Here is a 25,645-nt window from a genome sequence, read left to right on the forward strand (position 1 = left end):
ATAAACTGCAGGAATACAGGAGACTTTCAAATGTGCTTGATATGAACGGTACAAATACCGAATTTAAGGGAACAGGATTCTAACCTACTTTTAAAACAAAAAAACCCCCTGCTCTAAAAAGAGAGGGGGTTTATTAACAGTAAATATCGATGGTTAAGTTAAGTAACGACAATATCGTCTAACAAACAACCACCAATTATTTTTTCGTTAGTTTAGTTAGCAATCATTAATGAATCATTGATACATTCAAGATTAGTGTTACCCATCAAGTACGTATCGATTGCACGTGATGCTTCACGGCCTTCATTAATACAACGAACGATCAGAGACTGACCAGTACGCATGTCACCAGCAGCAAATACGCCAGGTTGAGTTGTTTGGTAATCGTCAGTTTTAACGTTACCGCGCTCATCTAAGCCAATTGATAACTGTGCTAAGACACCTGTTGGTTCTGGGTGTAAGAAACCCATTGCCAAGAAGGCTTTAGTACAAGGAATTGAACGTACAGACCCTTCAATCTCTTTAAAGTTAGGACGTTGACCTGGTGCTGCTTCTTCCCATTCGATATCTGCAACCACTAACTCTTTAACGTTTCCGTTTTCATCACCGATGAACTCTTTAGTTAGGATTGACCAATGACGATCCACACCTTCTTCGTGAGAAGTGGTTGTTTTCAAGATCATTGGGTACGAAGGCCAAGGCATGTTAACCGTACGTTTTTCAGGTGGAATCGGCATGATTTCCACTTGCGTTACTGACGCGGCTTTATGACGATTAGATGTACCAACACAGTCAGAACCCGTATCACCACCACCGATAACCACAACATGGTCATCAGATGCATGAATTTCTTCAGTCTTAAGATCCATTCCGTTTGCACGGCGGTTATTTTGACCTAGGAATTCCATCGCAAAATGAACACCTTTTAAATCACGGCCAGGGATTGGTAAGTCACGAGGAACCGTAGAACCACCTGTTAATAACACAACATCAAATTGCTTACGCAAATCGTTAGCGTCAAAATCAACACCGATATGTGCATTTACTACCATTTTAATACCAGCTGCTTCCATTACCGCAATCTTACGATCGATAACGTCCATACCTAGTTTAAAGTCAGGAATACCGAAACGTATTAAGCCACCTACTTTCTCATCACGTTCATAAACAGTCACAGTGTGACCTGCTGAGTTTAATTGCTCAGCAGCGGCAAGACCTGCAGGACCAGAACCGATGATCGCCACTGTTTTGCCAGTACGCGATGTTGGTGTCTTAGGTTTTACGTAACCATTTTCGTAGGCTTTTTCTACGATGGTTTTTTCGATATTACAAATCGTAATCGGGTCTTGGTTGATACCTAGTACACACGAGCTTTCACAAGGTGCAGGACAAACACGACCAGTAAACTCAGGGAAGTTATTAGTTGAGCTTAGGATATCCCAAGCTTCTAACCAACTTTCACGGTAAACCGCGTCATTGAATTCAGGAATGATGTTACCAATCGGACAACCGTTGTGACAGAAAGGAACACCACAGTCCATACAACGAGATGCTTGGTCATTGACTTTCTTGCCAAACACATCGTTTTGTACAAACTCTTTATTATCTTTTAGGCGATCTTCAACCGATACTTTCGGTGGCAATTCACGACCTAATTCTAAAAATCCAGTAGGCTTACCCATTATGCTTCTCCTTTTGCTCGAGCTGCTAATACCGCTTTATAATCACGAGGCATAACTTTAACAACTTTAGCTAAGCTTGCTTCAACATCGGCTAAGAACGCTGCCGCTAAGTTAGACTCTGTTAGCTCTAAATGTTTAGTTACTTTTGCAATTAATAAGTCTTTGTCTGTTTGTTCTAGTGGATCTAAATCAACTAGTTCCATATTACAGTTAGCTGCAAATGTATCATCTTGGTCCCAAATATAAGCAACACCGCCACTCATACCCGCCGCAAAGTTACGACCTGTTGAACCTAAGTTAATCATAATACCGCCAGTCATGTATTCACAACCGTGGTCACCGATACCTTCAACGATAACTTCTGCACCCGAGTTACGTACACAGAAACGTTCACCGGCCATACCATTAATGTAAGACTGACCAGACGTTGCACCGTAGAAACATACGTTACCAACGATGATGTTATCTTTAGACACTAATGTTGAATCACGGTAAGGATAAACCACAATTTGACCACCAGATAAACCTTTACCCCAGTAATCGTTTGCGTCGCCTTCAACCGTAAATTCAACACCTTTTGCTAGGAAACAACCAAATGATTGACCTGCAGAACCAGTGAATTTAACTTGCATCGGGTTTGGTAAACCTTCGTCGTTATACACTTTAGAGATTTCGTTAGACAACATGGTGCCACATGAACGGTCGATATTGGTAATCGGGAATTCACCGGTTACCGCTTCGCCTTTTTCAAGTGCAGGTTGTGCGAGTTCAATTAGTTTTCTGTCTAATACTGCTTCAAGGTTATGATTCTGAGTTGTTTGGTTAAACATCCCGTCTTCAGCTTTAGCATCTTGCTTAAACAAGATAGTGCTTAAGTCTAAGTTTTTGTATTTCCAGTGGCTTACGTTATCACGTACTTTCAGGTTTTGCGTTTGACCGACCATTTCAGTGATCGTCGCGTAACCTAGTTTAGCCATGTTTTCACGCATGCCTTCAACCATGTAACCGAAGAAAGTAACAACATCATCTACACGACCGTCAAAACGCTCACGTAATGTTTTGTTTTGTGTTGCGATACCAACAGGACATGTATTCAAGTGACACTTACGCATCATGATACAACCTTCAACGACTAAAGCCGCGGTTGCAACGCCCCATTCTTCAGAACCGAGTAATGCAGCAATGGTTAAGTCGCGCGGTGTTTTCATCTGACCATCAGCTTGTAACACAACACGGTTACGTAAACCGTTTTTCATTAGCGTTTGATGTGCTTCAGATAGACCTAGTTCCCATGGTAAACCCGCATGACGAATAGATGATAATGGTGATGCACCTGTACCGCCGTCAAAACCAGCGATTAAGATAACGTCAGCTTTTGCCTTAGCCACACCTGATGCAATCGTACCGACACCGGCTTCTGATACTAATTTAACGTTAACACGACCTTCGCGGTTAGCATTTTTCAAATCGTAGATAAGCTGCGCTAAATCTTCGATTGAATAAATATCATGATGCGGTGGCGGTGAAATTAGACCTACGCCAGGAGTAGAATGACGAGTACGACCAATCCAGTCATCAACTTTGTGACCTGGTAATTGACCACCCTCACCTGGTTTAGCGCCCTGAGCCATTTTAATTTGGATTTCAGCTGCGTTCGTTAGGTAGTACGACGTAACACCAAAACGACCTGATGCCACTTGCTTGATAGCAGAACGTTCCCAATCACCATTTTCTTTTGGTTTGAAACGAATTGGATCTTCACCACCTTCACCAGAGTTTGACTTAGCGCCAATTCGGTTCATTGCAATCGCTAGGGTTGAGTGAGCTTCATGAGAGATAGAACCGAAGCTCATCGCACCTGTAGCAAAACGCTTAAGGATATTTTCAGCTGGCTCTACTTCATCAATTGAAATTGGGCCTGATGCTTTAGGTACAAATTCAAACTGACTACGTAACGTTGCCGCGTCATCACCTTGTTGGTCAACGGTGTCAGCATACTGTTTAAACTGAGCATAATTTTTATTACGCGTTGATTCTTGTAGTAATGAAATCGTTGTTGGGTTAAATAAATGCTTTTCACCACGTTGTTTCCATTGGTAAACACCACCCACGTCTAAACGCTGTGATGGAACCGCACGTAACGGGTAAGCAAAACGATGACGTACTAAAATTTCGTGTGCAATGTCATCAATTGATAGACCTTGAATACGCGTCACAGTCCCTTTGAAGTAATCATCAACCACTGATTTACTAATACCTAGAGCTTCAAATATTTGTGCACCTTGGTAAGACTGGATAGTAGAGATACCCATTTTCGAGAAGATTTTTAATAAACCTGCATCGATTGCATCTTTATATGATTTGAAGATATCACATACATCTTTGTCTGCTGGTAAACGATTCTTAGATTGTAAATCAACAATCATTTCTTCGATTAAGTAAGCATTAACCGCAGAAGCACCGTAACCGATAACTGTTGCGAAGTGATGTGTTTCACGTACGTCACCTGTTTCAACTACGATATCACACATAGCACGTAGGCCACGTTTGATTAAGTAGTGATGTACCGCACCTGTTACCAACATAGCTGGAATTGGCGCGTGGTCAGACGTTGCATTACGGTCAGAAAGAATGATGATTGAGTAACCATCGTGAATCGCATCTTCTGCATAACGACAAATACGTGCTAATGCTTTCTTAAGCTTACCTTTCTCACCTGTTGCTAAAAAGAAGGTTTCTAATGTTTTAGCTTGTAGATGTTTGTCATCTAATGCATTAATTTTTTGTAATTCAGCATTACTTAATACAGGCGACTCAAGTTCAACTTTATGACAATGCTCTGGCGTTTCTGCCAATAAGTTTTTGTCTTTACCTAAATAAGTATTTAGCGACATAACCATACGCTCACGAATCGGGTCGATTGGTGGGTTAGTTACTTGCGCAAATAATTGTTTAAAGTAATGAGATAAATGTTGAGATTGATGAGAAAGCACCGCTAACGGCCAATCCACACCCATTGCACCTAACGGCTCTTTACCGTCACGGAACATAGGCAATATAATTTCATTTACTTCTTCAGACGTCACACCGAAAGCTTGTAAACGTTTTAATAACTTACCAGCATCTGGTTGAATATTACGTTCAAGTGCAGCAGGTTGGTCTTCTAATTTAACAAGGTTGTTTGCTAACCAAGTTTCATAAGGTTTTCTTGCTGCAATACCGTCTTTTACTTCATCATCAGAAATAATGCGGCCTTGCTCAAGGTCAGCAACAAAGATACGACCTGGTTGTAAACGTCCACGTAACTTAATGTTCTTAGGATCGATTTCAACAACACCTGATTCAGATGCCATTACTAGGAAGTCATCGTTTGTCACAGTGTAACGAGATGGACGTAAACCATTACGGTCAAGTGTCGCGCCTACTTGCACACCATCGGTGAAACAAACAGAAGCTGGACCATCCCAAGGCTCCATTAAGTTTGCATGGTATTGGTAGAACGCACGACGTTTTGGATCCATCGTTTTATTTTCTTGCCAAGCTTCAGGGATCATCATCATTAATGCATGAGGAAGACTACGGCCAGAAAGAACAAGTAGTTCTAATGCCATATCAAAGCTTGCAGAGTCAGACATACCATCAGTACAGATTGGCATTAACATGTCTAATTCAGAGCGAGTGAAAAATTCAGCTTCTAATAAAGCTTCACGCGCTTTCATCCAGTTGATGTTACCGCGAACCGTATTAATCTCGCCATTGTGAGCAATGTAACGGAACGGTTGCGCTAAACGCCAGCGAGGGAATGTGTTTGTCGAAAAACGTGAATGAACTAACGCTAAGGCAGTGACCATGCTTGGGTTTTGTAAATCCAAGAAGTACTGAGGCACTTGTTCAGTGGTTAATTGACCTTTATAGACGATTGTTTTGTATGAGAACGTATTAATGTAGAAGTTGTCTTCAATACCATTAACTGACTCTAAACAAATGCGCGTAGCATAGTTACGTAGGATAAATAATTTACGTTCTAATACAGCTGGGTCCATATCAGGGCCACCAGTCACGAACATATGTTCAAACTGAGGTTCGCTGCTTAGGGGATCTGCACCAATCATTGAGTTATCTGTTGGTAGTACACGGTAACCAATTACTTCAAGACAAAGACGTTCAGCAGTTCGAGCTAATATTTCACGACAATGATCACGGTGATTCTCATCTTTAGGGAATAGGATTGTTCCTACGCCGTATTGATCGAATTTAGGCAGAGAAATGCCTTCTTTTAATGCTTCCGTTACTAAAAACTCATGTGGTTTTTGTAAAAGAATACCCGCACCATCACCACTACATGGATCACAACCTTGACCACCGCGGTGTTCCATACGCGCTAGCATATCTAAAGCTTGTGTCACGATTTTGTGAGATTTGCTGTTTTTAAGATGGGCTACGAAACCGATACCACAGGCATCGTGTTCCATTTCAGGCACATAAAGGCCTTGAGCGTTCTGCTCTTTATTAGTCATAAACATGTCCTTCTAGAGACAACAGTAAGCTTTTCTTATACTGCTAAATCTAATGTTTTCGAAGTGCTACACACGGCTTGTAATTGAGTTACAAAAACAAGCAATTAATTTTTTACTTTTTTGTAAAGGAAACTACTTTTTTGGAGAAGCGCACTAAACAAAAACTCCCTTTTTTTAAAAAATAAGGCGCATAATGTTCCTACAAGCGTAGGGCTTATACATTATTTCTTCTAATAAAGCCTATAACATCGGCATAATTGATCAGTATTCTATCTTTTAAGGCGAATAAAAGCCAATTTTTTTATTCATTAGCCCCAGAGTCTTATTACGTTCGCTTGATAAAATAGTTAAAAAATCAAAAGTTATAAAGCACTGTAATTTAAGAAAAAAAAGAACAAATAAAAATTAACAACTAAGATTTAGCATCCAACACTGTATTGTCAAAACAATATAAAACTTTCAAATGTGAATTTTTAGTTGATATATGTGAATATAAATTCACAGTTATTGTTGATAATCATTACCATTTAAAGTTAGATTTTGTGGCCGTGAAAATAAATGCCACATGTAAACAAGCACTTATTAGTGCAACAATACGGCTAGGTTAGTTGTTCGTTATACCTTAATGGTATTAATCGGTAACCTGTTACTACATTTTATTCTGAAAAAACTAAGCATTAAAACCTTATTACCCTTATTTAGTAATAAGCGTAAAATATTTTTTTCCATTAATGGCGATACAACTTGATATGAAATCTCACCCTTTTTTTAAAAAACCTGAAAGTTTATTACTAACAATGGCGTTTATTATGCCATTAGTGTTTTCCGTTTGGATGGTATTGCTCAATAACTTCGTAATAGAAAAAGCAGCGTTTACGGGTGTAGAGATTGGCATTTTACAAAGTTTACGTGAAATACCTGGTTTTTTAGCCTTTACCGTTATCTATGTTTTATTGTTTATTAAAGAACAACGGTTAGCCATTCTTTCACTCGGCATTACTGCGTTTGGCGTTGCTATCACAGGTTTTTTCCCACAAGTGATGGGATTATATTTAACCACTATATTAATGTCGATCGGCTTTCATTACTTTGAAACCGTCAACCAGTCATTAACATTACAATGGATAAACAAATCAGAAACACCCCATTTTTTAGGTAGGATTCTATCCGTTAAAGCGATTGCTTCATTACTGGCTTATGCGAGCGTATGGATATTAATGGACTACTTTCATGTTAGTTATGAAACCACTTATTTAATGTTCGGTGGTTTAGGGTTGTTATTAACGATTGTTTTGGCTTCTGCTTTTAAGCAATTCCCTCCGCTCGTCGAGCAGAACAAAAAGTTTATTTTAAGAAAACGCTACTGGCTGTATTACGCCCTAACGTTTTTTAGTGGCGCACGTCGACAGATTTTTGTCGTATTCGCGGGCTTTTTAATGGTAGAAAAATTTCATTATAGTGTTGCTGAAATCAGTGCTTTGTTCTTGATTAACTATGTTTTCAATTGGTTATTTGCCGCTAAAATAGGAAAGTTAATTGGTCACTTTGGCGAACGCTCAGTCCTATTATTTGAATACATTGGATTGATTATCTTATTTATTGCTTATGGTTTGGTAGAAAACAGTACGGTAGCAGCGTCATTATATGTAATCGATCATCTATTTTTTGCATTAGCTATTGCGATTAAAACCTACTTCCAAAAAATAGCTAATCCTGAAGACATCGCAGCCACAGCTGGCATTAGCTTTTCAATTAATCATATTGCAGCGGTTGTAATACCTGTTTTACTCGGATTAGTTTGGATAGCCAATCCGTCATGGGTATTTTATTGTGGTGCGGGCTTTGCTGTTTGTTCATTAATACTGTCATTATTAATTCCTAAGTACCCAATGAAAGGCAATGAGTTTTCATATCAAAAAAATATTATTGCTCCGTTAGAAAATAAATAAGAAACAATATTTAACAAATGAAAAGATTTAATTGAGAGGCTAATAAAGACTATTATAGTTAGCCGTAAAAGTCTGTGTATGAATGATTATTAAGGTTATTAAGGTTATTAAGGTTGTTAAGGTTGTTAAGGTTGTTAAAGCTATTAAGGTTATTAAGGTTATTAAGGTTATTAACACTGAGATTAACGCTTTTTATTAAGCCCCTTTTTTTGCAAATTTAACTCTATTTTTTCCTGCTGATTTTGCATCGTACATTGCAATGTCAGCTGATTTCATTAGTTGATCATATCGTTGACCATTTTCAGGATATAAGGCGATACCTGCACTGCCAGTGACCGTTAATTCTACGCCATCATGCAACTCATATTTAAAAAACAATTTCTCAAATAAAGTTTCAAGTATTAACGCTATCTCGTTTTTATTTTGAATATCTTGAAATAGAATAACAAACTCATCACCGCCTAATCGAGCAGGTATAACTAAAGGTAAACATTCTGAGAAAGAATGAATTTGCTCATCGTCACTATTGAAGGATAGAAAAGCAGCTAAGCGTTTTCCAAATAAAAACAACAACTCGTCCCCGACTCTATGACCATAAGTATCATTAACTGCCTTAAATCCATCAAAATCAATGAAGACTAACGCCCCTGTTTGATTGGTTTTTAACATTTTATCTAATGCTTTATTTGATAGGCGATAAAAATAGTTTCGATTAGGTAAGCCAGTAGTTGCATCAAAATAAGCTAGCTTTGAAATTTCTTTTTTATTCTTTTCAATATTTTGCATCATATTAGCAAATGACATTTTAAGCTGTTGAAGCTCTAAGGGAATGAGTTTTGATAAATTCCATTGTAAATTAACATTAGAATCACCTTGTTCAATTAACTTAATGGCTCTTAACAGGTTTTCTAAAGGTTTAATTAAGATTAAAGAAACGGGAATAGTGATTAATAATGCTAAGCCAAGCCCTAATAACATGACGAAGATTGCAGTTTGGTCGATGGCATCAGCTTTGTTCTCTAGCTCTTTTATGGGCTGTGGAACCATCACTCCCCATTTGGCATTAGGTACTTGAGTATAACCCGCGATCATATCCCCTTTTAATGCGGGAGAATAAAACTTATCAACCCCTGTTTTACCTGCTAACATTTTTTTAATTGGACTAATTGCTATCATACTTTTTCTTTCTTGAATCCAAGAATCAAGAGGATGAGCCAGCACATTGCCTGCTTTATCTACAATGGCTGCATGCCCTTTTTCACCAAAGGCAACGCGCTTGCCCATTTCGATAATATAATCCGTTGAAAGATAGGCTAATAAAATATTATTATTTACTTTTTTCACAACAAGAAGAATAGGACCATTATTCATGGTTTTATCTTCTGTTACGGTAGAAATTTCAATCGAACCTGTAGTTACGGTATTTTTTGCCAGCGTTAATATCGTATTATCGACATTTTTCATACACGTAGCATAAGTAGAGAATAAACAATTTTGAACAACGCCTTCGTCATTTATTAAAACGATGTCATTAAACTTATAACTATTTAATAACTGTTTAAACTCTGTAGATTCTAATTGTTTTTTTGATTGAGACGCTACGATCGAAAAAATACCAGTGACGTCTTGATAATAACGTTCAAAAGCAGCTGAAAGGTTTTTGGCAATAACTAAATGTTTCTCATTGACTTCTTTAACTTCTAATTCTAATGCTTTTGAGTAAGGCCAAATCCAAAACAAAGTCATGGGGATGATTACAATTATTGCAAAAGTAATAACAAGGATATGCCGCAACTTCATTCTGTAATCCATTTACAAGTTTATAATATAATTTATATGTTTATAATATGGCATTTGGCTTATAATAGCCAAGCTTAAGTCAATGAAATTACTAGTGTTAGTTATCAAAATGGATAGGAAATGGACGAATTCTCGCAAAACATTTATACCATTTTATCTTTTTTAGGTGAAGGAAAGTTAATCACTTATGGTCAACTAGCAAGCCAAGCAGGCTATCCTGCGCACTCCCGCCATGTTGGAAAGATACTAGCGAGGTTACCTAAAGATACACGTCTACCTTGGTTTAGAGTCGTCAATTCACAGGGAAAAATATCATTACAAGGTGATGCGCTAATACGCCAAAAAAACTTATTAGAAAAAGAAGGTATTAAGGTCACAGAAGAAGGCAAGATCGTAAAGTTTAAGCAATATTTGGGTTGAATTTAGTTAAAGCAACTCCACCCAAAAATACGATGTAAAAGAAGAAAAACTTAAAACATGTGTTGTTCTATTGTTTATAGGTTTTCTTCGTGTCCTCTGTGTAGCGCAGCGGCTTCGTGGTGAATTGGGTTTTAAAGTCAAAAGCGAGTTAACCACGAAGGCACGAAGGTAAAAGAAGAAAACCTTAAAACATATTTTGTACTATTTATTGGTTTTCTTCGTGTTCTCTGTGCAACGCAGCGGCTTCGTGGTGAATGAATTTTAAAGTCAAAAAGTGAGCTAACCACATAGGCACGAAGTGAAAAGAAGAAAATCTTTAAAAACTCAAAAGTAACTACTTTTTAATATTCTGCTTGTTCTTTTCTTCGTGTCCTCTGTCTAGCGCAGTGGCTCCATGGTTACTTGGTTACTTGGTTTTAAAGTAAAAGCGAGTTAACCACAAAGGCACGAAGTAAAAGAAGAAAACCTTAAAAATCAGAGTAACAACTTTTCAATATTCTGCACATCCTTTTCTTCGAGTCTTCTGTGTAGTGCAGCGCTTCGTGGTCATTTGGGTTTTAAAATTAAAAGCGGAGCTAACCACGAAGGCATGAAGCAAAAAACTACAAGTTGAAACCTTCTGTTCAAATATGCATTTATTGGATTTTCCTTGGTGGTAAAAAATAGCCAGCAGATTTTATTATAGGCATAAAAAATCCGATGCTTTTTGAGCATCGGATTCTGATTTTTACTTAAACATAAACAACCACTAAATAAAGCTATTTAATATGCGGTGTATTCGTTGTCACATGTAAGTTTTGTGCACGGTGGCGTAATACATGGTCAAGTAACGTAATCGCCATTTGCGCTTCAGCAATCGGCACGGCACGAATACCAACACAAGGATCGTGGCGACCTTTTGTGATCATCTCCGTAGCTTCACCATCAGTGGTAATAGTACGACCTGGAATGGTTAAGCTAGATGTTGGTTTTAATGCAATTGACGCAATAATATCTTGCCCCGTTGAAATACCACCTAACACGCCACCAGCATGGTTTGATAAGAAACCTTCAGGTGTCATTTCATCACGATGTTCAGTGCCTTTTTGGTTAGCAACAGCAAAACCATCACCAATTTCAACACCTTTAACAGCATTAATGCTCATTAAAGAATGTGCTAATTCAGCGTCTAAACGATCAAACACTGGCTCGCCTAATCCAACTGGAACACCTGAAGCAACAACCGTTACTTTAGCGCCCACTGAGTTACCTTCTTTAATCAAGGCTTTCATGTAATCTTCAAGCGCTGGAATCTTACTAACGTCAGGGAAGAAGAATGGGTTATTTTCCACTTCATCCCAATCAATCGTGTCAGGCGTGATATCACCTAATTGACTTAAGTAACCACGAATTTCAACACCAAATTGCTCTTTTAAATACTTTTTAGCAATAGCACCTGCCGCCACACGCATCGCAGTTTCACGAGCAGATGAACGACCGCCACCACGGTAATCACGGTGTCCGTACTTTTGATGATAAGTGTAATCAGCATGCCCTGGACGGAATAAATCTTTAATGGCTGAATAGTCTTTAGAACGTTGATCAGTATTTTCGATGATCAAACCAATGCTACAGCCTGTTGTTTTGCCTTCAAATACGCCAGATAAGATCTTAACTTGATCCCCTTCTTGACGCATTGTCGTGTAACGAGACTGACCTGGACGACGACGATCTAAGTCGTGCTGTAAATCAGCTTCAGTGATTTCTAAGTTTGGTGGGATACCATCAACAATACAACCTAGCGCTGCACCATGACTTTCACCAAAAGTTGTCACTTTAAAAACTTGACCAATACTGCTTCCTGCCATTTTTAAATTTCCTACTTCAGAATTTTTGATATTGAAAAGGGTTTTATACTTCCCCTTCTCAGCTAATTTGTTCTTTTAAGTTTCAATGCTTCATAGAATGAAACTTAATTTTATTCTTTTCTTAAGTGCTCTATTAAATCTTAATAGTATCAAGCTGTGCTTTAGTTAACACAAACACACCATGTCCACCGATTGAAAACTCAATCCATTGGAACGGGATTTCAGGGTATGCAGCTTGCAAGTGAACTTGAGAGTTACCGACTTCAACAAATAACACACCTTCATCATTCAACATTGAACTAGCTTGGCGCAACATCTCTCTCACTAAATCCAGACCATCATTACCACATGCTAGGCCTAATTCTGGCTCATGTTTATATTCATCTGGTAAGTTTGCCATATCTTCAGCATCAACATAAGGCGGATTAGACACAATTAGGTCGTATTTCTCATTTTCAATACCACTGAATAAGTCCGATTGAATTGGGAACACTTGTTGTGAAACACCATGGTTTTGAATATTAATATCAGCAACTTCTAATGCATCTTCAGACAAATCAACCGCATCAACTTCAGCATCAGGGAAAGCATAAGCACAAGCAATAGCAATACAACCGCTACCAGTACATAAATCTAAAATACGTTTTGGTGGTGTTTTAACCCAAGGTTCAAATTTAGCTTCGATTAGTTCAGCAATAGGAGAGCGAGGCACTAATGTGCGTTCATCAACATAAAACTCTAACCCTGCAAACCATGCACTGTTGGTTAAATAAGGCACAGGAATGCGTTGTTCAATACGAATCACAACTAATTCAACTAGCATTTGACGCTCACGCTTTGTTAAACGTGATTGTAAAATCATAATATTACTTTGTAACTCAAGGTTCAGTGAAGGCAATATCAATTGCACCGCTTCATCCCAAGCATTATCAGTGCCGTGGCCAAAAAATAACCCTGCGCGATTAAACTCAGTCACCGCCCAACGTACCACATCTTGAATCGTGACTAACTCGTCAATCGCTTCATCACTAAAAATCGTATCCAATTTATTCTCCACTTAGGGTAAACTTCGCACATTCAACTACCTAGCTTTGGAAAAACCATGACCGATAAAACTAATGATAATGATTTTTCGCTGTTTAGCGCAGAATTTGCTGGTATCAAAAAATTGCAACAGGATACCATAAAACTGCCACCGAGAAACATCAAGAATAAATCGGTCATTAAAGAAAAACGCGAACAAAACTTTGAGCAAAGCCACTTCTCAGATGCATACGAGCCGCACTTACCCGAAGATGGCCCTGTACGTTACAGCCGAAGTGATGCACAAAAGTATTTAGTAAAACAATTGCGCCGTGGTGATTTCACTCCAGAGATCATCCTAGATTTACACGGTTTAACGCAACAAGAGGCAAAAAATGAACTAGCAGCTTTGATTAGTTGTTGTAAAAAAGAAGGCTTATATTGCTGTAGTGTTATTCACGGAATGGGTAAACACATATTAAAAAAACAAGTCCCGTTATGGTTAGCGCAGCATCCTGATATTTTAGCATTTCATCAAGCACCACTTGAATTCGGTGGACAAGGCGCATTATCAGTATTAGTTGAATTAGCTGATTGGCAAATGAAAGAAGAGAGAAAACGTTAAAGTTATGGATATGGATATGGATATGGATATGGATATGGATATGGATATGGATATGGACCTTAACGTTTATTTTATAGCTTAAACTTTATTACTGATGAAAGGCAAGACTGGGCCCATTGATTCTTATTTTGGTAGGCTAATGTGGAATGCTAACATCCAGTAACAAGCGATCAGTTTCTTTCTTGACGACGCAATAACATTCACAACTTAAATTTTCGAGCTTCTGTCTATCTAAAACAATAATGTGTCCGCGATGATAATTAATCACGCCCAGCTTATGTAATTTTCCAGCAGCCTCCGTAACACCTTCTCGACGCACACCTAACATATTCGCAATAAGATCTTGCGTCATCTCAATTTTATTATCGGGTAGGCGATCAAGTGATAACAGGAGTAAACGGCATAATTGCTGCTTAATGGAATGGTAACGATTGCATACCGCCGTCTGTGATATTTGAGTAATGAGCGCTTGTGTGTAACGAAGCATCAATGATAAAAAATTCCCATGGCGCTTAAATTCTTCCATAAAATAATAGCCTTTAATACGATAAGCATACCCTGCACTCTTTACCACGGCTCTGCTAACAGTACTTTCACCTCCCATGAACAAAGTCGTGCCAATAATCCCTTCGTTACCCACTATCGATATTTCTGCGGATGAACCAGATTCCATGACATAGGATAAAGAAATGATCGCATCAACAGGAAAGTGCACATGAAGAAGTTTATCCCCTGACTCATAAATTACATCGTTTAATTCTAATTTCACTAATGCTAAAAAAGGAAATAGGCGCTCATATTCAACAATAAGTAAGGCAGATAACAAATGATTTTTTAAAGGTGTAATGATATTAGGAGAGATATTGTGGTCTGATATGATTGACATAGTGATGGTGCCTCTTTAATAAACGCAGTAAAGTTAATTAACCTTACGTGCCTTATGCTAGAGACCAAACATACTCTTTTATCCGAACAAAAATCAACCTTGTAGACAGTTCAACTGGGATAAGTTTACGCCAAATCAAAATATATGATTAACGATCCTTTAATTTGCAGAATGTCCAACACGTTATTGAAAAAGACCTAAAAATAAAAAACTTTTTCAACCAAGGAGGGTAAGTGTGCCGCCTAAGCATTCAGACTAAGACGGCTAACAAACAAGCGCTCACTTTTTATAACCTATATTTCCATAAAGTTTCTTACGGGAGCATTTTTAAGTAATTCCATAATCGATGATTGTTTATTCATCTTAGCGACATCAATAAGATAATTTTTTTCAGGCTCACGCATAGATAACCCTGATAACATTTTTTTTACTGACGACGCTTCACCTTTTTCTATACTCATTTCCAGTTGCATAAAGTTAGCTGGGCCCAGTTTGTTTTGATTTGAGATATTCATTTCCATCAGTTTTCTCCGATAATTGATTTTGAATTCAAAAAATAATAAATACGTTAGTTATTAGATTATCTTTTTCTGTTCGTCCATCTCTTTAATACACGTTTTGCGCTTCATTAATATTCAAAGCGAAGACTTAACGGTTTTTATCTATCTGATTTTGACACTGTATTCCACAGACCAAGATGCCTCTAATGACGTGACTATATCCTAAGATAAATGATTCGTCGGTGCGGTGGCACACATTGTTTTTGAGGAAGATTGAGCCTGAGAGAGTCAGTTGTGGGCAACCATTCGTTGGTCGTAATAAAATCATTTTTAATAATTAAAGTTGATGGTTGATCAGTACTTCTGTTTTGTAAAAAAGAAGGGTTGTTCACGGTATGGGAAAACATATATTAAAGAAGCAAGTACCTTTATGGTTAGCACAACATCCGGATATTCTCGCATTTCACCAAGCACCACTTGAATTTGGTGGGCAAGGTGCATTATCAGTTTTAGTTGAATTAGCCGATTGGCAAATGAAAGAAGAGAAAAAGCGTTAATAAAATGATGTAACGACTTATTTTTTCAGAACCCAATGTTTATTAAGTAAACAATAATTTTGCAATGTTTGAATGACGCTTTCCAGTACAGGTCCCGATGTGTGCCGACGGGATACTACCCCTCCCACCACAGTGAGCCAACCATCATATTCATGCGAAACAGGTAAAGTAACGATCTCGCCATTTTTAATACTTTGATGAGCTAATAGTTCAGGTACAAGCGCCCAACCTACATTCTTTTTAACCAATTCTATCAAGGTCTTATGTGTATTGGTATACCAAGCTGTAGGGCTGATTTTATAACTAAACCAAAGTTCTTTTTTTTGCGTACTACGCTGTACACATTGACGATGAGCTTTCAAATCAATATCACTCACTAAAGGTAAAGTCGCCAATGGATGTGCTGGTGACGCGATGGTTAAAAAACGTGCATGCCCTAATGTAAAAAAATCCATATCTGTTTTCAGTTCACCATCCATATAAACAATACCCACTTGAGCTTGTCCTGTTCTTACCAACACTTCCACATCAAAAGTTGAAGCGACAATGATCTCTATATCAGTACTAGGGAATTGCTCGGCTAATGGCGATAAAATCAGGAGTAGCTCATCATTAATGACACTTTCTTCAATTGCAATGACCAACTCATGCTCATCACCTTTAGCGAGAGCCTCAACTTTCTGATCAAAATATTGCTGCTGATGTAATAACGACTTTGCAATAGGTAATAATACTTGGCCATGAGTCGTTAACGTTGGTGTGTTTTTTTCACGGCTAAATAACTCTTTATCAATAGCAATTTCAAGATTAGATATCGCTTGGCTTACGCCGGATTGAGCACGCTTCAATTGACGAGCCGCCGCTGAAAAGGTTCCCGCTTCACAAACCGCTACAAATATTTTTAATTGTTCAAGGCTGTACATAATGTTTACTCTAATAAATCGTTAACTCAGGGTATCACCATTCGTGATGGCTGTTAATTTTCTTATGTGACAAAGATCACTACAATCACCGCTTCTATTTATGTAAGTCCTTTTTATTAGCAAACCAAACAAGAGAAAATAAATAAATGAAACCGATTGAACGTATCTTTCATGCTGTATTATTTGAAGTATTAGCCGTCATCTTAGCGATTGTTGTACTGGTCACCTTTACAACCCATGATGCAGAGTCACTATCAGGAACGATGATAATAGTAGCAACTATCGCAATGGCTTGGAATTTTATCTATAACTGGGGGGTTGACCGAATTGTAACCGGTGATAAAACAAAACGAACATTAGTATTACGCATCGTTCACACTTTTATATTTCAAGCTGGTTTATTAATTGCGACTATTCCTGTCATCGCCTATTTATTAAACATAGGCTTATGGCAAGCACTTATCATGGATATTGGCGTGACTATTTGCATAACGATTTATGCCTTTTTCTACAACCTAACCTATGACCATACAAGAGCGTTTATTGTACGTGAGCCTGCGTTGATCAACTAGCAACACTATCGACAAAATATCGACAACAGCATTAGCCATGCATTTTATGTTCTACAAAATGCATGGTTAAAATGACAAATATTATTGAGTATTTTTAATCTCGTTATATATTTTAAATATATCAAGATCTTCTGCTAGGACTGGACGTTGGAAAAAATAACCTTGTGCAAAATCACACTGCTGTTGTTTCAGCATATTCAAACTACTTTGGGTTTCTATCCCTTCGGCTATAATTTTCATGTCTAACTGCTTACCCATAGCAATAATAGTTGATGCTATCGTATCGTAGTCGCTCACAAAGCTTTTATCGATTTTTAATACATCAAAGGGAAGTTGTCTTAAATAACTCAAACAAGAATAACCCGTTCCAAAATCGTCCATTAATAACCTAACGCCCATTTCTGACAGTTCATTTAGCGTTTTTAAAAAAACATTGTTATCTGAGACCGTCATGCTTTCTGTAATTTCAAGATCTAAGCAATGAGGTGGAATATCAAACTCAGCAAGTGTTTTTTGCACTAATTGAGGAAACCTCGGGTCAAATAATTGATAAGGCGATACATTCACCGCAATATTTAACTTACTCGCACCGCTCTCTCGCCATAGTTTATTCTGTTGGCAAGCATTTCTTAATACCCATTCGCCTATCTCAATAATCTGTCCTGAATATTCAGCAATAGGAATAAAAATGTCAGGAGAAACAATCGTATCTTCATTTAATTGCCAACGCAGTAAAGCTTCAGTGCCTTGGGTCGCAAAATTATTTAGATTAACCACAGGTTGATAAACAATATGCAATTGGTCTTTGTCTATTGCACATCTTAATTGTGATTCATAAGATAAACGACGGGTATGTTCTTTACTGTAAGCATCCTGATAAAAGAGGTATTGATTTTTACCCTCTTTTTTAGCTTCATACATTGCCGTGTCAGCAAACTTAACTAAACATTCTGCATTGTCTGCATTACTTGGATACATTGAAATACCCAAACTTGCTGTCACAAAAACATGAGTGTTTTCAAGTAGGACTGGCTCTGCAATAATAGAAATAAGCTCTGAGGCAATTTTTTCAACCTCATTATGCGTCGTTGAAAAATTCACGATAGCAACAAACTCATCACCACCGAACCTAAATACAGAATCATTATCTCGCATCGTTTTAGCTAAGCGATCACCGATTATAGCCAGTAGCTTATCGCCTTGAGCATGCCCTCGCGTATCATTCACATCTTTAAAACGGTCTAAATCAATAAAAATCACCGCGAATTTATCATCGCTAGACATCACAATCTTTGTGTTTATTTCTTTATCTAACGCATTTCGGTTAGGTAAGCCAGTCAATGAGTCTTGATGAGCAAGCTGTTTATTTTTTGCTTCGCTAATAACCAGCCTGTCTTTGGTTTTTTGCATTCTTTTGACGATTTTTAAAATCGCTTTAGTAATAGTAAGTGCCAATAGAAAAAGAAGAACCGATAATATGACAGTTACCATCGTTGAAGTTTTGACAATAAAATCACTTAATTTATCGACAGGCCCAATAAATTCAATAGAGTTACTTCGAAATTTTTGATACCCCAGATCAAGGTCAATTTTCATTGCCGATGAGGTTATTAAGCCTTGATCAAACAACCTAATACTTGCTAATAAATCATCCCCAATTTTAATATCTTTTTTACAAATGGTGATGATAGTTTCAGCATTAATCATGTTCATAAAAAGGTGATCAACACGGCTAGGTAATGCAACGCAAGCTTCAGGCTGATCTTGAATTTTTTTTACGACGTCTTTGAGCTCGTTAGTATCAGGCACGGCATTGGGATAACGAGCAATCAGTTCATTGAGCTCGATGACATAATTAAAGTGTTGGCTATTAAGTTGATGGAATCTTGCCGCATCTGCAATTTTAAAGGCACAAGCTACAACAATGAGAGAAAATAACGAAATAAGCAGCATTAGAATAGTGAGTTGTTTATTGATGGTCATTAATGTCTGCTTTTGATTTATATTTAAGTATTTAAAAACACTGAGAATGTGGATTATAAGTAAATTTTTTTAGTTAGCTGTCATAAAGCGTAGAGCATAATATAAAGAAGATAAAGATAGAAAAGATAAAGTTTTTATTACAGTCCTCTAAAGTAATCTATTGTTTAAATTATACAGTACCAGCAGTAGCCAAATTCGTTAGTGTATTGTTTCGTTGATGCATGATTAGACGTCTTCGTTAAAATAGACTTAATAGTTTTTCTTTATAAAATTAATAATATCTTGAGACTCATACAACCACTGATCGCTTTTACCTTTTTCAGTCATCAACAAACAAGGTACTTGTTGCTTACCTCCTCCGTTTATTAACTCTTTTCTGAATTTTTCATGCACATCTAAATCTTTATAAGTGACGGTCAATTTATAGTCTTTAATAACCTTAATGGTGCGCTTACAGTATGGACAATGTCCCATATGGTAAAGGGTAAATTTCATGTTCATTCCTCTTTTAATATTGTTGATATATTACTTAACTTAAATGAAAGCATACATTAAGGCTAGATAGCCCCCTTAACGACCTTAATACTTTATTTAATCTTACCTTTTAACTTGCCTTGTTTAACTTACCTTTTTTAAAAAGCTCCTCTTTTAGTATGGCCGTATTACGCGTATTAGCTTTGAAAAAGGCATCAAATAGATCGCCAAAAAATGGAATTAAACCACCAAAAAAGTCAATGAACATATTAACTAATATTTTCAGCTTCACACGCTTACTCACTCCCATACGCTGGGCCTCAAACAACACATAACATGATAAAAGAAAACCAATCGCATCACCAACTACTGGCACGAGACCAATAATAGCGTCTATCCCGATATTAAATTTAGTAAAAGGAAGTCCAATACTGCTATCCGTTATTTTACTAAAACGCTCAAGGCGCTTGATTGCAGCATCAACTTCTTCTTGAGAGAGTGCTTCCTTTTTTGCTTTGTTTGAATTAAACACTATCTCTCCTTTTAAGTGAATTTTGGGGTTACTTGATGATGTATATTCCATGAACATTTACAATAAAACTTCATAACCACATGATTTAAAAAACCTTTATTTTCCATCAACCAGAATTGAGGTTAAATACTTACGCTTTAGTATGAAGATAAAATGAAATGATTTACACAAATATCACCCATACCTAATGATATTTGTGCAAAGGCTACTTAAGTAAAGCGCTCTATTTCCTTATTTAATACGATAAAATGGTTTCCGATTTTCAATCAATACACTTTATTCCATTAAATCTTTGTTTCTCTCATCACCTCTTTCAAGGCCAAGGTGCCATTAATAGCAGCTGGGAATCCACAATAGACACTCATTAAAATCATTATTTCTCGAATGTCTACTTGGCTAACACCGATATGTAACGCCGCTTTAATATGAAATTTAAGCTGTGATGGAGCCGTTCCCATCGCAGTTAACGCAGCAATGGTTGCCATTTCTCGATGTTTACTATCTAAAGCTGGCCTTGAGAAAATATCAGCAAAGCCATATTCGATGACCAATCTAGCGAGATCGGGTGAAATGTCTTTAAACGTAGCTTCTAGGTTTTCAACTTGATTAGCGTTCAAGGTATTGAGGGTTTGTGCGCCTAGCGCATAACGGGAAACACCTTTAGGCACAGAAGAGGGATGCATAACCCCAGATTCATCTTGCTTGCCTTCGAGTTTACGCTCAGCCACCACGTCTTTTAAGGCTAACATGCCGTTGATGGCACTTGGGAAGCCTGCATAGCTAGACATTTGTAATATCACTTCTTGGATTTCAGCAATATTAGCGCCTACGTTCAACGCGCCGTGAATATGTACTTTTAATTGCGGCGCAGCATTTCCCATGGCCGTTAGTGCAGCCACTACAGTTAGCTCTTTTGACTTAAGTGCCAACTCGGTTCGGTTATAAACATCACCAAATCCATATTCGATAATGTATTTGACTAAGTCTGGCGAGCAATCAATTAAGCTTTCGATCACTTTTTCACCGGCCTCTTGATCAATTATTTTTAAATTTTTTAATCCTGTTTCATAACGTTCATTTAAAGCTGTCATATTAACCTCTGTTCATTAATGGGATGAACAACAGCCTAATCCTTAGAGCACACTCTAAGTCAACCCTTTAAATTCTCATCAATCATATTGTCTGTAATGATACAGTCATAATAAAGGATTTTTTCTTTAATCTTCTTTAGGTGTAGAGCCTCTAAAGCGATTCTTTCTTCTAAGATGGCAACATGCGTTTGCAACAACTCCTTACGCTGCTCTGCCGTTGACTCGCCCTGCTCTCGTAGATCCGCATACAGTTTTATATTATCCAGCGGCATGCCCATCTCTTTTAAACGTTTAACAAATTGAATCCAATCGATATCTGTTGTTGTAAAAAATCGATGTCCGCTACTATTCCGTGCAATATGCTTTAACACACCAATTTTTTCATAATAACGAATAGTATGGGAAGAGAGATTGGTTAAGGTTGAGAAGCGTTGAATGTTCATAAAACCTCCAAAGAAGTTAATTCGTAGGGTATAGAAAAGATAGCCAGTTTTGCTGAACGCTATATTTTTTATATTATCTCCTGCATCTACTATGTAGCATATAAAAAAGCGGTACTTGTCGCTCCCGCTAAGGCAAATCCAATACAATAAAAAATAAAGCTAAGCATAAAGTGAGGTAAGACCTTAAACTGCCTTTTAAACATACTAACCAAAAATAGAACAAATGAGATAAACAACAAAATCACACTCAATCCAAACAACCCAGCTTCAATAAGTACAGCAGTTTGAAGCGTTATATTATCCGTTGAATATAAATACCGATTAAATAAGACAACAAGATAACTTATAAGTGAAATCACAGCTGGTGACCAAACGAGTATTAAAAGCTTATTCATATTAAAAGTTTGACCACGCTGTCTCCTAAAGCTTATTCAAAATTAAAGTGTCTGATCAAATTAGCCTCAATACATGCGATGTGAATAACTCTTTGATAGATTATCCGACATGAAATTATTGATGGATATTAAGCATGAATAACCTTTCAATACACATAATTTTATTTCTAGTTATACGACTTTACTATGCCAATGACTTATCTTCAAAGAACTCTACCTTCACAGAATGCGGGTATGTCAGATTGTAAAGTACTCCAGTTAGCTCGGTAGTTGGTATAGATTTGAGCATCGATAACCACTGGAATATCATAATTAAAGAGCGCAATGGCCAATTCAATTTCTTCTATCGAGGCATCTTTAACTCTAAAGCCTAAACTTGAACCGCACTCCTTACAAAATGAACGAGTGGTGCCATTTAGTGCAGTAAAGTCTTTTATTAATTCAACACCAGAAAGCCATTTTAGCCCCGAAACACCGACGAGTGTACCAAATGCAGCACCATGAAATTTTTGACACATAGTGCAATGACAGTTAGCTGCTCTTTCGTTAAAGCCATTAACGACAAAAGTAATTTGATGACATAAACAAGAGCCTTGGTATGTGTGATTCATGATTGTTCCTATGGTATAACGAGGTTATATAATTTCTCTTTTTAAGAAAAAATATAGGTTATCGATTTTTATTATATTTTTAAAATAACGACTTATAAGTCGTTATATATCGTTAATTTACAAAATGGAATTATTCTACAACCTCAACGCTCAATTCATCAGTTGATAGGTTGGTGTTGTGTTTTCCGCTTTATATTTCTACAAAAAGGATGGTAGCTATTTACGTTTACGAATGAATTTCTTATTAAGTGGTTGATATCTTGAACTTAATATCAAATCCACCCAAGTGATGTTCTGGCCAATAATTTTTTATAAGGCTAAGCTGCTTACCTCTGTAATTGATAGACATTCTTTCGCCTTTTACAATACAACTCAATATACGATCTGGAATATCCTCATCTAAAGCTTTTTCAAACAATATTGTTGTTGTTTTTACAAGCTTTTCTAACGCAATATTTATCATTAATTCATTATTAACGTTAATGCTAACTTTTAATATTTTAACTTTACTTTCAATACCTTCAACGTAATAAGCAATATTACAAGGAATCAAGCCGTCACCAAATTCAACCATTTCTGAACTTGCGAGCCACTCATCAAATAAACGATGATAATAACCAGTATTAAGGCTTTCACCTATTAAGAAATCTTTGGCTATGTAGGGACACCAACCTTCACTTTTAGAAACGTGATAACCCGTCTTTTCTACTTTTCTTAATTTAAACACTTCGTACATTGAATAAAAAACTGAACGGAATGATTTAGTTCTAACATACTCCAATGAAGATACCCAACGTTCCAACAACTCAATGCGAGTATTAAAAATAATAATAGCTAAAACTTTAAAAAAGGCTCTCATCCATTTGTTTTTAATAAAATATTTAATTCTTATAAAAGTCTCTTCATAGACTGAATATAACAACATGAAGTAAAGAAACGGGATATAAAAAATAGTTAAGGTTATAGGCACAAAAAAGTCATACATTATTTTTTCTTTTGCAACCTCGCCAAAATTTGTAAATACACTATAAACAAAATAAGCAATTAGTAGAAAGCCAATAAAAGATAAAATTCCATTTAATAAATAATGTACTTTTGCATGGTCTTTATCTCGCTTAGAAAATTCTGCGAGAACTGCAATAAAAAATAAAACAGGCAATAAGATTAACTCTGTGATTAAATTAAATGTATATATACCAATAAAAAATTGAATTACAGCTATTAATTTTAAATTGTCAAGAATAGTTCTTTTAAAAAAACTTCTATCTTCTTTTATCTTATTGATTTGGAATAGAGAAAAAACACCAACTGTAGAAAACCATACAATTGTGTTCTTTAACTGGTGATTTTCCCAAAAACCTAAATCATTCAAAAAGAAAACCACGGTAATGAGATAAAAAAGAACAAAACCATAAACAACCATTAAACGCGGGGCTAAAAAACCTTTAATTACTTTAACTAATGACTTTCTAATATCAACAGATTTTGGTGAAAATGTAATGTAAAAGGTAGCAATACTAAACCAAATAACTAATGCCAATTCCCTGCTATTTAATATATCCACGAAACTCCTTTAAAAAATTTTAATGCACCTAATAACAGGATAAAATACAAAATAACAAACTGTTTTTAATTACGTTAATTTTAAATACTTGATGGTAAAAAGTACGTGTAAGCAGTAAAAGCAAGTGATGCAATACCAATCATTAAACTTGCTACCGATACCCACCACATTTTTCTCTGTTTTCGTATATTTACATCGTTTAAGTCCTGAAGTTGAGAGGCTAATGGTTGAAGTACATGATCATTTTCCTTCCCCATTGTTTCGCGTACTCGCTCAAGGTGCAAACGAATTTCGGATGGTAGCCCTTCAAAAGGTTCATCCTTTTCATAATCCTGATAAAGTTTCTGAAAGTATTCGACTTTTTCATTGATAACTTTGTTTTGTGAGATGGACTCTTTAAATTGTTGTCTAATAGATAATTGGATATCTTTAGAATTTAAACGTTCTTCCTTAGAAAGGATTTCAATCTGTTCTCTATCTAATCGATTCATATCAAATAATTTAGATAGTTTTTGTCCAAATTTTGCTCTACGTTTGTTTTTGATAATACCATCAATAATTGTTGGTATTGCCCAAACTAGCATTCCACCAATAAGTATGACCTCAATTAATAAAACTAAAGCCATAAATTCTTTCAATGTCATTACCTCTCTCCATTTTAAATATAACGACTTAATAGCAGACAAAATTTGATTCGCTAAAATACGAATACAGCGAGATAGTTAGCCGTATTTTTCCTTTTATTAACTTGTTATAAGCTTTATTTGAACTCTTGTAGCTCAGATAAATAATTGTTAAATAGATAAAAATATGTATTCTTGAGAAACCCAAAGATGATTTAACTCTTTCGAGTTAGAGTCATGATCTAGTGAGCCTAAACGTAAAAAACATGTTCAGTATTCTGTTTTATTGCGTATATTTGAGTTGCACAATTTAAACAAAAAGATTTATTCTTATATGACGCAGATTCATAATTGCCTAATATTCAATCACCCATTAATTTAAAATCTATATTTTTCAGCTGCAACACTTAAAAATGTAGCCCCGCTAGTTTTACAGCAGATCCACTCTATCTAATGGATGGATAAAATCTACTTATTACTTAAATTTGATTTAACCATAACAGAAAAATCAATAAATCAATTAGTTAAATTTCTTATGTTAACTATTCATCATTCATAGGTTGGACATTAAGAGGTAACCGCGTGCAAACCATATTGCAATCTACCTCTTTTTTTATCTCTGTCTGGG

Annotated in this window: 20 protein-coding genes and 2 pseudogenes; 5 read left to right on the plus strand and 17 right to left on the minus strand. The window is 36.5% G+C overall.

Going from position 1 to position 25,645, the window contains the following annotated elements; all coding sequences use genetic code 11:
- Positions 1-212 precede the first annotated feature (212 nt).
- Together Q0794_RS15790 and gltB are read right to left on the minus strand one after the other, a co-directional pair.
- Entirely contained in the window at positions 213-1,682 is a 1,470-nt protein-coding gene (locus tag Q0794_RS15790; RefSeq protein WP_298943508.1) for a glutamate synthase subunit beta, read from the minus strand.
- Entirely contained in the window at positions 1,682-6,199 is a 4,518-nt protein-coding gene (gltB, locus tag Q0794_RS15795) for a glutamate synthase large subunit (protein ID WP_298943510.1), read from the minus strand. Before gltB ends, Q0794_RS15790 begins: the two co-directional genes overlap by 1 nt.
- A gap of 749 nt (positions 6,200-6,948) precedes the next feature.
- Here gltB and Q0794_RS15800 point away from each other — a divergent pair.
- Positions 6,949-8,148, plus strand: coding sequence for an MFS transporter (locus Q0794_RS15800; RefSeq protein WP_298943512.1), 1,200 nt, complete (start codon positions 6,949-6,951; stop codon positions 8,146-8,148).
- A 195-nt stretch (positions 8,149-8,343) separates the two neighbouring features.
- Here Q0794_RS15800 and Q0794_RS15805 read toward each other — a convergent pair whose 3' ends face one another.
- Positions 8,344-9,948 carry a diguanylate cyclase gene (locus Q0794_RS15805; protein WP_298943514.1) on the minus strand — a complete coding sequence of 535 codons (1,605 nt, stop codon included), beginning with the start codon at positions 9,946-9,948 and terminating at the stop codon, positions 8,344-8,346.
- Positions 9,949-10,068: 120 nt separating this feature from the next.
- Between Q0794_RS15805 and Q0794_RS15810 the strand changes: the two genes are divergently transcribed.
- A complete protein-coding gene (locus Q0794_RS15810) occupies positions 10,069-10,368 on the plus strand; it encodes an MGMT family protein (RefSeq protein WP_298943516.1) in 300 nt (99 codons plus the stop codon).
- A 758-nt stretch (positions 10,369-11,126) separates the two neighbouring features.
- Here the strand turns inward: Q0794_RS15810 and aroC are convergent.
- Together aroC and prmB are read right to left on the minus strand one after the other, a co-directional pair.
- The gene (gene aroC, locus Q0794_RS15815; RefSeq protein ID WP_298943517.1) at positions 11,127-12,215 is read right to left on the minus strand and encodes a chorismate synthase; all 1,089 of its coding nucleotides are present in this window, start codon (positions 12,213-12,215) and stop codon (positions 11,127-11,129) included.
- 133 nt (positions 12,216-12,348) lie between these two features.
- Positions 12,349-13,260, minus strand: a complete 912-nt coding sequence (gene prmB / locus Q0794_RS15820) for a 50S ribosomal protein L3 N(5)-glutamine methyltransferase (protein ID WP_298943519.1) — start codon at positions 13,258-13,260, stop codon at positions 12,349-12,351.
- Positions 13,261-13,317: 57 nt separating this feature from the next.
- Between prmB and smrB the strand changes: the two genes are divergently transcribed.
- The gene (gene smrB / locus Q0794_RS15825) at positions 13,318-13,863 is read left to right on the plus strand and encodes an endonuclease SmrB (RefSeq protein ID WP_298943521.1); all 546 of its coding nucleotides are present in this window, start codon (positions 13,318-13,320) and stop codon (positions 13,861-13,863) included.
- A gap of 136 nt (positions 13,864-13,999) precedes the next feature.
- Here smrB and Q0794_RS15830 read toward each other — a convergent pair whose 3' ends face one another.
- Both Q0794_RS15830 and Q0794_RS15835 read right to left on the minus strand, forming a co-directional pair.
- Entirely contained in the window at positions 14,000-14,749 is a 750-nt protein-coding gene (locus Q0794_RS15830; protein WP_298943524.1) for a Crp/Fnr family transcriptional regulator, read from the minus strand.
- Positions 14,750-15,042: 293 nt separating this feature from the next.
- A complete protein-coding gene (locus Q0794_RS15835; protein WP_298943526.1) occupies positions 15,043-15,270 on the minus strand; it encodes a hypothetical protein in 228 nt (75 codons plus the stop codon).
- 362 nt (positions 15,271-15,632) lie between these two features.
- Here Q0794_RS15835 and Q0794_RS15840 point away from each other — a divergent pair.
- Positions 15,633-15,806 (plus strand): annotated as a pseudogene (locus Q0794_RS15840) (Smr/MutS family protein); the annotation flags it as partial.
- A 17-nt stretch (positions 15,807-15,823) separates the two neighbouring features.
- On the opposite strand, the gene Q0794_RS15845 reads toward Q0794_RS15840, so the two are convergent.
- On the minus strand, positions 15,824-16,729 hold the full coding sequence (locus Q0794_RS15845; protein WP_298943528.1) for a LysR family transcriptional regulator: 906 nt from the start codon (positions 16,727-16,729) through the stop codon (positions 15,824-15,826).
- 146 nt (positions 16,730-16,875) lie between these two features.
- Here Q0794_RS15845 and Q0794_RS15850 point away from each other — a divergent pair, with 146 nt between their 5' ends.
- Positions 16,876-17,301 (plus strand): PACE efflux transporter, encoded by a 426-nt coding sequence (locus tag Q0794_RS15850; RefSeq protein WP_298943530.1) that lies wholly within the window; start codon positions 16,876-16,878, stop codon positions 17,299-17,301.
- Positions 17,302-17,382: 81 nt separating this feature from the next.
- Here the strand turns inward: Q0794_RS15850 and Q0794_RS15855 are convergent, their stop codons facing one another.
- The 9 genes and pseudogenes from Q0794_RS15855 to Q0794_RS15895 all read right to left on the minus strand — a co-directional run bounded on the left by Q0794_RS15855 (position 17,383) and on the right by Q0794_RS15895 (position 25,038).
- Positions 17,383-19,284 carry an EAL domain-containing protein gene (locus Q0794_RS15855; protein ID WP_298943532.1) on the minus strand — a complete coding sequence of 634 codons (1,902 nt, stop codon included), beginning with the start codon at positions 19,282-19,284 and terminating at the stop codon, positions 17,383-17,385.
- 249 nt (positions 19,285-19,533) lie between these two features.
- On the minus strand, positions 19,534-19,779 hold the full coding sequence (locus Q0794_RS15860) for a glutaredoxin (protein ID WP_298943534.1): 246 nt from the start codon (positions 19,777-19,779) through the stop codon (positions 19,534-19,536).
- Between the two features lie 109 nt (positions 19,780-19,888).
- On the minus strand, positions 19,889-20,290 hold the full coding sequence (locus Q0794_RS15865; RefSeq protein ID WP_298943536.1) for a DUF4112 domain-containing protein: 402 nt from the start codon (positions 20,288-20,290) through the stop codon (positions 19,889-19,891).
- Positions 20,291-20,574: 284 nt separating this feature from the next.
- Positions 20,575-20,973: a carboxymuconolactone decarboxylase family protein gene (locus Q0794_RS15870; protein ID WP_298943544.1), complete on the minus strand. Its 399-nt coding sequence runs from the start codon at positions 20,971-20,973 to the stop codon at positions 20,575-20,577.
- Between the two features lie 27 nt (positions 20,974-21,000).
- A pseudogene (locus Q0794_RS15875) lies at positions 21,001-21,381 on the minus strand (carboxymuconolactone decarboxylase family protein); the annotation flags it as partial.
- Positions 21,382-21,440: 59 nt separating this feature from the next.
- Positions 21,441-21,824, minus strand: a complete 384-nt coding sequence (locus Q0794_RS15880; RefSeq protein WP_298943538.1) for a MerR family transcriptional regulator — start codon at positions 21,822-21,824, stop codon at positions 21,441-21,443.
- A 598-nt stretch (positions 21,825-22,422) separates the two neighbouring features.
- Positions 22,423-22,830 carry a GFA family protein gene (locus tag Q0794_RS15885; RefSeq protein ID WP_298943540.1) on the minus strand — a complete coding sequence of 136 codons (408 nt, stop codon included), beginning with the start codon at positions 22,828-22,830 and terminating at the stop codon, positions 22,423-22,425.
- A gap of 244 nt (positions 22,831-23,074) precedes the next feature.
- A complete protein-coding gene (locus tag Q0794_RS15890; protein WP_298943542.1) occupies positions 23,075-24,394 on the minus strand; it encodes a hypothetical protein in 1,320 nt (439 codons plus the stop codon).
- Positions 24,395-24,474: 80 nt separating this feature from the next.
- Positions 24,475-25,038: a hypothetical protein gene (locus Q0794_RS15895; RefSeq protein ID WP_298943543.1), complete on the minus strand. Its 564-nt coding sequence runs from the start codon at positions 25,036-25,038 to the stop codon at positions 24,475-24,477.
- Positions 25,039-25,645 lie beyond the last annotated feature (607 nt).

This window comes from uncultured Psychromonas sp. (assembly GCF_947489755.1).
In the GTDB taxonomy this organism is placed as follows: domain Bacteria; phylum Pseudomonadota; class Gammaproteobacteria; order Enterobacterales; family Psychromonadaceae; genus Psychromonas.